This window comes from Streptomyces chiangmaiensis, from assembly GCF_036281785.1.
Classification (GTDB): domain Bacteria; phylum Actinomycetota; class Actinomycetes; order Streptomycetales; family Streptomycetaceae; genus Streptomyces; species Streptomyces chiangmaiensis.
Window position 1 is genome coordinate 25,681 of record NZ_JAYWVC010000069.1, and the last position, 10,483, is coordinate 36,163.

9 protein-coding genes, 1 other RNA gene and 1 pseudogene are annotated in these 10,483 nt (G+C 70.0%); 2 read left to right on the plus strand and 9 right to left on the minus strand.

What is annotated here, in order from left to right; translation table 11 throughout:
• Positions 1-200: 200 nt before the first annotated feature.
• The 3 genes from VXC91_RS20745 to VXC91_RS20755 form a co-directional block, all read right to left on the minus strand.
• Positions 201-1,352 carry a uroporphyrinogen-III synthase gene (locus tag VXC91_RS20745; RefSeq protein ID WP_329508788.1) on the minus strand — a complete coding sequence of 384 codons (1,152 nt, stop codon included), beginning with the start codon at positions 1,350-1,352 and terminating at the stop codon, positions 201-203.
• Positions 1,353-1,478: 126 nt separating this feature from the next.
• Positions 1,479-2,855 carry a nitrate/nitrite transporter gene (locus VXC91_RS20750; protein WP_329508790.1) on the minus strand — a complete coding sequence of 459 codons (1,377 nt, stop codon included), beginning with the start codon at positions 2,853-2,855 and terminating at the stop codon, positions 1,479-1,481.
• A 251-nt stretch (positions 2,856-3,106) separates the two neighbouring features.
• Positions 3,107-4,081: a LysR family transcriptional regulator gene (locus VXC91_RS20755; protein ID WP_329508791.1), complete on the minus strand. Its 975-nt coding sequence runs from the start codon at positions 4,079-4,081 to the stop codon at positions 3,107-3,109.
• A gap of 84 nt (positions 4,082-4,165) precedes the next feature.
• Here VXC91_RS20755 and VXC91_RS20760 point away from each other — a divergent pair, with 84 nt between their 5' ends.
• Positions 4,166-5,410 (plus strand): MFS transporter, encoded by a 1,245-nt coding sequence (locus tag VXC91_RS20760; protein ID WP_329508792.1) that lies wholly within the window; start codon positions 4,166-4,168, stop codon positions 5,408-5,410.
• Between the two features lie 153 nt (positions 5,411-5,563).
• Here the strand turns inward: VXC91_RS20760 and ssrA are convergent.
• The 5 genes from ssrA to ftsE all read right to left on the minus strand — a co-directional run bounded on the left by ssrA (position 5,564) and on the right by ftsE (position 9,522).
• Positions 5,564-5,961, minus strand: a transfer-messenger RNA (tmRNA) gene (gene ssrA, locus VXC91_RS20765).
• A gap of 144 nt (positions 5,962-6,105) precedes the next feature.
• Positions 6,106-6,585: an SsrA-binding protein SmpB gene (gene smpB, locus VXC91_RS20770; protein WP_329508793.1), complete on the minus strand. Its 480-nt coding sequence runs from the start codon at positions 6,583-6,585 to the stop codon at positions 6,106-6,108.
• A gap of 67 nt (positions 6,586-6,652) precedes the next feature.
• Complete coding sequence (locus tag VXC91_RS20775) at positions 6,653-7,816, minus strand: S41 family peptidase (protein WP_329508794.1); 1,164 nt, start codon at positions 7,814-7,816, stop codon at positions 6,653-6,655.
• Positions 7,817-7,883: 67 nt separating this feature from the next.
• A complete protein-coding gene (gene ftsX / locus VXC91_RS20780) occupies positions 7,884-8,804 on the minus strand; it encodes a permease-like cell division protein FtsX (RefSeq protein WP_329508795.1) in 921 nt (306 codons plus the stop codon).
• Between the two features lie 28 nt (positions 8,805-8,832).
• Complete coding sequence (gene ftsE, locus VXC91_RS20785) at positions 8,833-9,522, minus strand: cell division ATP-binding protein FtsE (RefSeq protein WP_329508796.1); 690 nt, start codon at positions 9,520-9,522, stop codon at positions 8,833-8,835.
• Between the two features lie 332 nt (positions 9,523-9,854).
• Between ftsE and VXC91_RS20790 the strand changes: the two genes are divergently transcribed.
• Positions 9,855-10,046: a hypothetical protein gene (locus VXC91_RS20790; RefSeq protein ID WP_329508797.1), complete on the plus strand. Its 192-nt coding sequence runs from the start codon at positions 9,855-9,857 to the stop codon at positions 10,044-10,046.
• 114 nt (positions 10,047-10,160) lie between these two features.
• On the opposite strand, the pseudogene VXC91_RS20795 reads toward VXC91_RS20790, so the two are convergent.
• Positions 10,161-10,483 (minus strand): annotated as a pseudogene (locus tag VXC91_RS20795) (hypothetical protein); the annotation flags it as partial.

Genomic DNA, 10,483 nt, shown 5'->3' on the forward strand with positions numbered 1-10,483 from the left:
CCATGAGCGGCCGGTGAGGTCCACCGAGCGGACATGTCCGCGCGAGGGTGCTGCCGGGAGATCCGTACCGGAGGTTGTACCCCCGTACGCACTACAGTGCCCGCCCTCACCCGCCCCGGGAAGGCCCCGTCGCCCCCCTCCACCGCGGGGCTCCCGCTCGCGCGGTCGCGCGCCCCGGCGCACCTGCGCGGCCGGGCGACTCACGCGTCGGCGTAGGTGGACTCCGCCGCCGGGTCGAGCGCGAGCCGGTAGCCGCGCTTGACCACGGTCTGGATCAGCTTGGGCGCCCCCAGAGCCGTACGCAGCCGGGCCATCGCCGTCTCCACGGCATGCTCGTCCCGACCGGCGCCCGGCAGCGCGCGCAGCAGCTCGGCCCGGGAGACCACCCAGCCCGGCCGCCGGCACAGGGCGCGCAGCAGGGACATACCGGCGGGCGGCACCGGCCGCAGCACCCCGTCCACCACCACGGCATGACCACGGATCTCCACCCGGTGGCCGGCGATCGGCAACGTACGGGCCCGGCCGGGCAGTTCCTGGCACAGCAGCTGGACGAGCGGGCCGAGCCGGAAGCGTTCGGGCTGGACCGTGTCGAGGCCCCGGGCCTGGAGCGGCAGCGCGGTGACGGGTCCGACGCAGGCGGGCAGCACGTGGTGGTGAAGGGCGCCGAGCGTCTCGGTCAGCAGCCCGCGCTCCTCGGCGCGGGACAGCAGGGACGCGGCGGCGGGCGCACTGGTGAAGGTGAGGGCGTCGAGGCTCCTGCCGATGGTCGCGTCGAGGAGCCGGTCGAGGGGCGCGATGTCCTCCGGCGGCATCCATCGGTACACGGGCACCCCGACGACCTCGGCGCCTCCCTCTCGCAGCGCCTCCACGAAGCCGGGCAGCGGCTCGCCGTGCAGCTGGACGGCGATGCGACGGCCTTCGACGCCCTCGGTCAGCAGCCGGTCGAGGACCTCGGCCATGGACTCGGAGGTGGGCGACCACTCCTCGGTCAGCCCGGCGGCCCGTACGGCGCCCTTGACCTTGGGCCCACGGGCCAGCAGTTCCACCTTGCTCAGCCGGGCCAGCAGGTCCTGTCCGAGTCCCCAGCCGTCGGCGGCCTCGACCCAGCCGCGGAAGCCGATCGCGGTGGTGGCGACCACAACGTCCGGCGCACGGTCGATCAAGTCCTCGGTGGCGGCGAGCAGTTCGCCGTCGTCGGCGAGCGGCACGATGCGCAGGGCGGGGGCGTGCAGCACGGCCGCGCCGCGCCGCTGGAGCAGAGCACCCAGCTCGTCGGCCCGCCGTGCGGCCGTCACGCCCACGGTGAACCCCGCGAGCGGGCCGTGTTCGGTTCGATGCTGGTTGTCGTCCATGGCTCTCGTCCCGCACTCGAGTCGTCGTGCCTGTTTGCCGTCCCGGGGTTGGCGTCCCTGGATGCCGACCGAGCCTGTCAACGGTGCGTGACAGGCTCGGTTCGGGTTCATGTCGCCGGTGTTACGTCACACCTCGGCATAGCTGAGCTGCGGCTTCGCGTCCGAGACGGCTGTGGCCCGGGCCTCGGCGGCCGGGCGGCGAAGGTATACGGCCCAGGTGACCGTGAACGCCGCGGCGTAGAAGGCGAGGAAGGCGAGGAACGCGCCCGTGCCGGAGCCGTAGGAGAGGAAGGACTGGCGGAAGGCGAGGTTGATGCCCACCCCGCCGAGCGCGCCCACCGCCCCGATCAGCCCCATGGCGGCACCGGACATCCGGCGGCCGTACGCGTCGGCCGCTTCCCCCGTGAGCCCCCGGGCGACGGCCTTGGCCCGGAAGATCCCCGGGATCATCTTGTACGTCGACCCGTTGCCGAGCCCGCTGAGCACGAACAGCACCACGAAGACGGCGACGAACAGCGGCAGCGACCTCTGGATGCCGGCCACGACCAGTACCGCGGTGGCGGCGGCCATGGCGACGAAGTTCCAGAGGGTGATCTTCGCGCCGCCGTACCGGTCCGCGAGCCGTCCGCCCAGGGGACGGACGAGGGAACCGAGGAGCGGGCCGATGAAGGTGAGGTAGGCCGCCTGGAGCGGGGTCCGTCCGAACTGGTTCTGGAGCACCTGCCCGAAGGCGAAGCTGTAGCCGATGAAGGATCCGAAGGTGCCGATGTACAGGAAGGACATGATCCAGGTGTGGACGTCCTTCGCTGCCTCCAGGGCGGCGCCGGTGTCGTTCTTCACGGACGCGATGTTGTCCATGAAGAGGGCGAGTACGGCGGCCACGACGATGAGTGGGATGTAGATCCCGAGCAGCACCCGGGGCCCGCCGCTCGCACCGATGATCGCAAGCGCGACGAGTTGGATCACCGGCACGCCGATGTTGCCGCCGCCGGCGTTGAGCCCGAGGGCCCATCCCTTCCTCCGCAGCGGGAAGAAGGTGTTGATGTTGGTCATGGAGGAGGCGAAGTTGCCGCCGCCGATCCCGGCGAGCAGTCCGACCCACAGGAAGGTGGAGAAGGGTGTGCCCGGCTCCATGACGACGAACGCGGCTGTCGCCGGGATCAGCAGCAGACCGGCGGAGACGACCGTCCAGTTCCGCCCGCCGAAGACGGCCACCGCGAAGGTGTAGGGCACGCGGACGACGGCCCCGACGAGCGTGACCATCGAGGTGAGCAGGAATTTGTCGGCGGGGGTCAGCCCGTACTCGGGGCCCATGAAGAGCACGAGCACCGACCACAGGGTCCAGATCGAGAACCCGATGTGCTCGGAGAGGACGGACAGAAGGAGATTGCGCCGGGCGATCTTCTCCCCGGTCTCGTTCCAGAAGGTCTCGTCCTCCGGATCCCAGTGGTCGATCCAGCGTCCTCCCCCGGTCGGTGCGGCAGCTGTGCTCGGGGCCGTCATGGCGCCTCCACGGTTCTCCGGTGCCCTGGTGTCGTGCGCTGATGAGTCCCGAAGGTAGGAAGGACGCGTTTCCGCCCTGTGGCTGCGAGTGACCGGAAGGGAACGTTGCTCTCACGTGGCGGTGAGGGCCGCGGTGAGGGGAGCCGCCGCCCCGGAACCGGAGGACGGCCCCGAGAGGGAGCCGTCCAGACGGCGAGGGCGGGGCCGGTACCGGCCCTGCCGACCGGACGGTCCCTGCCCCGACCGCGGACTCAGGCCGCGCCCATCACGAGCGCGTCCGCGGCCGGAAGCCATGCCCCTTCCGCCGGGCTCAGCCACCGGTCCTCCTCGCCCAGTTCGACCGCCGCCCGTCGAAGCGCATCGATTCCGGGATGGACCGCCCCCTTTCGCCACACCAGCGACACGGGGGACAAGGGCACCGGGTCGACCAGCGGCCGCAGGACCATGCGAGGCATGGACGGGAAATCCACCACGGCCAGGATGGGGTCCCCCTTCTTGGCCATGATCCGCTGGAATTCCTCCGCGCCCACGGCGAGCGGCGCCGGAGACGCCATCCGTATGCCCCGGTTCTGGAAGAGGCGGTGCGCGAGGTCGGTCCACTCCGGTGTCCGGGGGTTGCCGGCGCCCGCGTACACCGTCTCACCGGCCAGTTCGGACAGCGGCACCTCGGCGAGGGGCGCAAGGCGATGGTCCTCGGGCAGGACGATCGCCATCGGCTCGTAGCGCACCGGCTGCTGGTCCAACCGCGCCCGGACCGCCGGGTCCAGCCCCGCGAACCGCCCGAACGACGCGTCCAGCCGCCCCGCGAGGATCTCCGCCGCGGCCCCGGTCAGCCCGCTTTCGTAGCGTGCCATGAGGTCGATGTCCGGTACGAGATCACGCGCACGGTCCAGGACCCGGCAACCGATCAGGCCGGGGCTGTTGACGTCCACCAGCAGGGGCCGCTCGGGCTCCCCGTTCCGCCCGAACGCGGCGAGCAGCGCGCTCTCCGCCTCCAGGACACGGCGCGCGTACGGCAGCAGGCGCGCGCCGTCTGACGTCAATGCCACCTGGCGGGTCGTACGGACGAACAGCTCGGCGCCCAGCTCCCGTTCCAGCCGGCGGATGTCGCGGCTGAGCGCCTGCTGGGCCACGTAGAGGCGGCTCGCGGCGCGGGTGAAGTGGAGGTCCTCCGCGACAGCCAGGAAGGCGCGCAGGAGGCGGGGGTCGACGCCGGCGGAGGGCATCCGGGAAACCTACAACCCAGGTGTGTCAATCGCCACGGAATTCGGTGTTGGACCGCAGGTCAGGGTGTGGGCGACGGTTGATCCATGCCGCAAGCCGCCTCCGCAGCAGACCCCTCCGGGAACCCGTACCGCCGTCTCTTCGCCCTCCCCGGCACGCTCGCGTTCACGATCGGAAACCTCGTGGCCCGGCTTCCCATGGGCATGTTCAGTGTGAGCGCGGTCATCATGATCGCCGGCTCGCGGGGCTCGTACGCGCTCGCCGGTGCCGTCACCGCCACCGGCCTGCTGGCCACGGCCGTCGTCGCGCCCTGGGTCGCGCGCCTCGTCGACCGCCACGGCCAGGCGCGGATCGCCGTACCCGCGACGGGGTTCGCCCTGCTCGGCGGGCTGGCCCTGCTCCTGTGCGTGCACTACGACGCCCCGGACTGGACCCTCTTCGCCGCCTACACCGCCACGGCCACCACGCCCAATATCGGCGGCATGTCCCGTGCCCGCTGGGCCCATCTCTTCAGGAGCGAGCCCGAGGCCCTGCACACCGCGAACTCCTTCGAACAGGCCGCGGACGAGTTGTGCTTCATGCTCGGCCCGGTGCTCGCCGCCTTCCTCTGCGGGACGCTGTTCCCGGAGGCGGGCACCCTGGCCGGTGGGATCCTGCTGATGACGGGCATGCTCATCTTCACGGCCCAGCGGGCGACGGAGCCGCCGCCGAGCCGCGGCACCAGGGCGGCAGCACCGCTCCGCGCCCCCGGCATGCCCCCACTTCTGCTCGGTCTTCTCGCCACCGGCGCGGTTTTCGGTTCGATGGAGGTCGTCACCATCGCGTTCGCGGACGCACAGGGGCACAGGTCGGCCGCGGGTGCCGTCCTCGCCCTCCAGGCCGCGGGGTCGTTCGCCGCCGGTCTGCTGTACGGCGCGGTGAAGCCGGCCGGTCCCGCCGAGCGCCGCTACCCCTGGTGCCTGGCCGCCATGACGGGCCTGATGAGCCTGCCCCTGCTCGCGGCCCGTACCGCCGGCTCCCTCACCGCCTTGGCTCCCGCCCTGCTCCTGGCCGGCATGGCCACCGCCCCCACCATGGTCACGGCGATGACCCTGGTCCAACAGCTCACCCCCGAGGGCCGGTTGAACGAGGGCATGACCCTCGCGGTCACCGGCCTGCTGGGCGGTGTCGCCGGCGGTTCCGCCACCGGCGGCTGGGCGGCGGAGCATCTGACCCCGGCCACCGGCTTCGTCGTCCCGACGATCGCGGCGGCCCTCGCCCTGCTGATCGCTACCGGTCATACCGTCGCCACCCGCCGCGGGCGGCACACGGCCGCCCCCCGCCGGTCGTAGCGAAGACCCCGCCGAGCTGTCGTACGGCGGGTCGAGCCGGAGGGCGCGCCCACCGCCGTCGTCGCGGTGTGTGCGCAGCGAGGGTGCCGGATCCGTTCCGCGACGACAAAGGCCCCGCTGCTCAAGAACAGCGAGGCCTTGCCCACATGGGGTAAGTGGAGATGGCGGGAATCGAACCCGCGTCCAACGGTGCGGAACCAGGGCTTCTCCGTGTGCAGTCCGCTTCGCTTTTCTCGGCCCCGGAGATCACGCGGACAAGTCTCCGACGGGCCCAGTCACTGTTTGGTTTCCCTCTTCACCCCGTGACCGGGATCAAGGTTTAGTTCCCTAGCTGATGCCAGGATCCGGGTCGGGAACAGCCCCGGGCTGACACTCCCTGTTTAGGAGGCTCGCTCTGGCTGCCTATCAGGCAGCGAGGGCGAAGGCCTGCTGGGAGGAATCGCGCTTGGTGTTGGCGATTATTTTTTTCGGCCTGTGGTTTACGAGATCATGGCCGCTTCCTCGACACGCTTCCCCTGCTTCGACAGCCGCTGTCGAAACCGATCATCCCCATGTTGATTTTTCAATCCTCACACCGGCTGTGCGGTGCAGCCGCCATCGTACGTGATCGGCGCACCTCGATGCCAGTGTATTCCCGGCGGTCACCCGACCGTGGCATCGGGTTCAACAGTCCCCGGGACCCGGTCATTCCCGGCTCAGGCCCGCTGCCGGCGCCGGGCCGCCGACACCGCACGATCCGCCTCGCGACGGTCCTGCTTCTCACGCAGCGTCTGCCGCTTGTCGTACTCCTTCTTGCCCTTCGCCAGCGCGATCTCGATCTTGGCGCGGCCGTCCTTGAAGTACAGCGCCAGGGGCACGATCGTGTGACCCGTCTCCTGCGACTTGGACTCCAGCTTGTCGATCTCGGTGCGGTGCAGCAGCAGCTTCCGCTTGCGGCGGGCGGTGTGATTGGTCCAGGTGCCCTGGCTGTACTCCGGCACATGCACGTTGTACAGCCACGCCTCGTGTCCGTCGAGCTGCACGAAGCCGTCCACCAGCGAGGCCCGTCCCTGGCGCAGCGACTTCACCTCGGTGCCCATGAGGACCAGACCGGCCTCGTAGGTGTCGAGGATGTGGTAGTCGTGCCGCGCCTTCTTGTTCTGCGCGATCAGCTTGCGCCCTTTTTCCTTAGCCATAGTGCCGTCCATTTTCGCACTACGGAGGGGCACCGGGGAAAGCGCATTACCGAGAGCGCCGGGTTCGCTACGAAGCGTCTCCCAGGCCGCTGAGCACCGTCTCGGCCCGCTCCAGCGCCTCGTGGTCGGTCTCGAGGTCGGGGGTGATGCCGCGGCCGTCGACGCCGCGGCCGGAGGGGGTGCGGTAGTGCCCCACAGTCAGCTCCGCGACGGAGCCGCCGGGGAGGCGGCTCGGCATCTGGACCGAGCCCTTGCCGAAGGTGCGGGTGCCCACGACGACGGCCCGGCCGCGGTCCTGAAGGGCACCGGTGAGCAGTTCGGCCGCGCTCATCGTGCCGCCGTCGACGAGTGCGACCAGAGGTCTGGTGGTGTCGCCGCCGGGGTCGGCGTGCAGGGCGCGCTGATCGCCCTTGACGTCGTACGTCGCCACGAGCCCGCCGTCGAGGAAGGCCGAGGCGGCGGTGACGGCCTCGGTGACCAGGCCGCCGGAGTTGCCGCGCAGATCGAGGACGATCCCGGCGCCCTCGGGCGCCTCGGCGACGGTTCTGCGGACGAGGTCGCCCGACCCCTTGGTGAAAGCGGCGATCCTGATCACGATGACGCGGTCGGTGAGCCGGCGCACGGACACCGAGTCCGTGGACAGCCGGGCCCGGCGCAGCACCTGGCTCCAGCGGTGCGCGCCGCGCTGCAGGCCGAGCCGGACCGGGGTGCCGGCCGGCGCGTCCTCGGCGTCTCCGCGCAGTAACGACACGACCTCCGTCACGGGCCGGCCGTCGACGTCCTCGCCGTCGACGCTGCGCAGCCGGTCGCCCGAGCGGATCCCGGCGACGGCCGCGGGTGAGCCGGGCCGCACCCGGGTCACCTCGATCCTGCCGTCCCGTTCCCGCCGGGCGGACAGTCCGACACCGGTGTACTGGCCGTCGAGGGCCTCCTCGAACTCCTGGTACTCGCCCTGGGAGTAGACGGCGCCCCATCGGTCGCCGCTGCGGCTGACGGCGCGCTCGGCGGCCTCCGTGGGGGACTCGCCGTCGGCCATCGCCCTCGCCGCCGCCTCGGCCACGGTCTCGTCCTGGCCGACCAGGACCTCGGGCCCGGCGGAGGCGGACTTCCCGGCGGATTCGTCGAACGAGCCGGTCGCGGCGCCCGCGACGAGGACGCTCGTGAAGACCAACGTCAGGGCCGCCCCGCGGCGGATGCGGCGGGGCTGACAGAACGGGTCACGGCCTGACATGCGGGTGAGTCTAGGACAACCTACGGGGCGGTACCGGCCGTTGCCCGTACCGCCCCGTTGGCATGCGTCACACCTTCAGGTACTTGCGCAACGCGAAGAACGCGGCCAGCGCGGGCATCAACAGGCTCGTGGCGAGTATCAGCGGCAGCTTGGTCAACACCGCGTCCCAGCCGATGAAGTTGATCAGATTGAGCTTGTGGGACAGGTCGAGGCCGTGGTCGATGATGAAGTACCGGGCGATCAGGAGGAATCCGCAGGCGACCGTGCCGCCGATGAGGCCGGCGACCGCGGCCTCCATGATGAACGGCGCCTGGATGTAGAAGCCCGAGGCGCCGACGAGTCGCATGATGCCGGTTTCACGACGACGGCTGAACGCGGAGACGCGCACCGTGTTGACGATCAGCATCAACGCGACGACCAGCATCATCGCCATGACCGCCCGTGCCGCCCAGTTCATGCCGTTGAGCAACCCGAAGAGGTTGTCGAGGATGCCCTTCTGGTCCTGCACCGACTGCACGCCGTCACGGCCGTTGAAGGCGCTCGCGATGACCTGGTACTGCTCCGGGTTCTTCAGCTTGATGCGGTACGACTCCTGCATCTGGTCCGAACTGAGCGAGCTGGCCAGCGGAGAGTCGCCGAACTGCTGCTTGTAATGCGTGAATGCCTCGTTCTGCGACTCGTGGGTGACCTTCTGGACGACGGACGTCATCTTTTTCAGGTCATTCTCGATCTGCTCCTTCTGCTTGTCGGTGACCGCGCCCTTGGAGCAGTTGGGGTCGGACTCCGCGTCACTCTTGTTGCAGAGGAAGATCGAGACGTTGACCTTGTCGTACCAGTAGCCCTTCATCTGGTTCACCTGGTCGCTCATCAGGAGTGAGCCACCGAAGAGTGCGAGGGAGAGGGCGACCGAGACGATCACCGCGAAGGTCATCGTCAGATTGCGGCGGAGACCGACACCGATCTCCGACAGAACGAACTGGGCGCGCATGGCGTCTGCTCAAGCCTTTCCGTGGAACTCAGTGCTGATAGCCGTAGACGCCGCGCACCTGGTCGCGGACGAGGCGGCCCTTCTCCAGCTCGATGACGCGCTTACGCATCTGGTCCACGATGTTCTGGTCGTGGGTCGCCATCACCACGGTCGTGCCCGTCCGGTTGATCCGGTCGAGCAGTTTCATGATGCCGACGGAGGTCTGCGGGTCGAGGTTGCCGGTGGGCTCGTCGGCGATCAGCAGCTTGGGCCGGTTGACGAAGGCCCTTGCGATGGCGACACGCTGCTGTTCACCACCCGACAGCTCACCGGGCATACGGTCCTCCTTGCCGCCGAGCCCGACGAGGTCGAGCACCTGGGGCACGGACTTGCGGATCTCGCCGCGTGACTTGCCGATGACCTCCTGGGCGAAGGCCACGTTCTCGGCGACCGTCTTGTTCGGCAGGAGGCGGAAGTCCTGGAACACCGTCCCCAGCTGCCGGCGCATCTGGGGCACCTTCCAGTTGGAGAGGCGGGCGAGATCCTTGCCCAGCACGTGCACCTGCCCGGTGCTGCACCGCTCCTCGCGGAGGATGAGCCGCAGGAAGGTGGACTTTCCGGAGCCGGAGGATCCCACCAGGAACACGAACTCGCCCCTCTCGACCTCCAGGGAGACATCCCGGAGGGCGGGGCGGTTCTGCTTGGGGTAGACCTTGGAGACATTGTCGAATCGGATCACGGATGCACCACGGGCCGTTGGGGGTAGGTGACCGTGACCATACGCGAAGCAGGTGTACCCGCGCAGTCGCCAGTCTGAGTTGCACGAGAGTTGCACCTTTTGTCCGCCGCCGGCGTGAGGAATCGCCGCTGAAGGTGTGCGGGAAATCGCGTGAGCGATCACGGACCGCACATGTCCGCAAAAGGGACGGAAGCGCTCCTACGGGAGCGCTTCCAGGCCCAGTCCTCCAGGGGCCCGCGCCGAAATTCACGGAACCTGGCACAGTGGAGTGGGAACGGTTGCGTACCCGGAAACGTTGTGTACGTGAAAGCGGCACAAGGAGGGCGAGGCGCATGACGTACGACCGATTGGTGTGCGCAAACTGCGCGGCGCCCGTCAGTGAGGGTCGCTGCCCCGTCTGCCGCGCCAGCCGCGAGCGACTCCAGCAGGAAAATCCCTGGTCGGGGCTGAATCCTACGGCACTGATCGTGCTCGTCGCCGTACTGATCGCGGCGGTGGCGCTGCTGGCGCACCAGACGGCGTAGCACGGCGGGAGGCCGCAGAACGGACTCAGGGACGACGGAAAGGGCCCGGGGACGATGCCCCGGGCCCTTCTCACGCGCTTCTCGCGCCTGCGGACGAGCTCCCTGCCCCGTCGATCAGGCGGCGGCCCCGCCGCGGCCGTTCATGAGACGCGGCAGCATGCGGAAGCCGATACCGCCGGCGATCATCGTGGCGGCACCGACCAGCAGGAACGTGGTCGAGCCGGCACCGGTCTCGGCGAGCTGCTCGCCGTTGCCCTGCGGCCCGGTGTTGGCCGGGGTGGACGACCCGGTGTCGGTCAGGGCCGAGGAGCCCTGGTCCTGAGGGACGGTGTTGTTGCCGTCGGGGCTGGTCTGGTCGCCGCCGGTGCTGCTGCCACCGGAGTTGCCGGAACCGCCGTTGCCGTTCCCGCCGGCGTTGCCGTTCCCGCCGGTGTTGC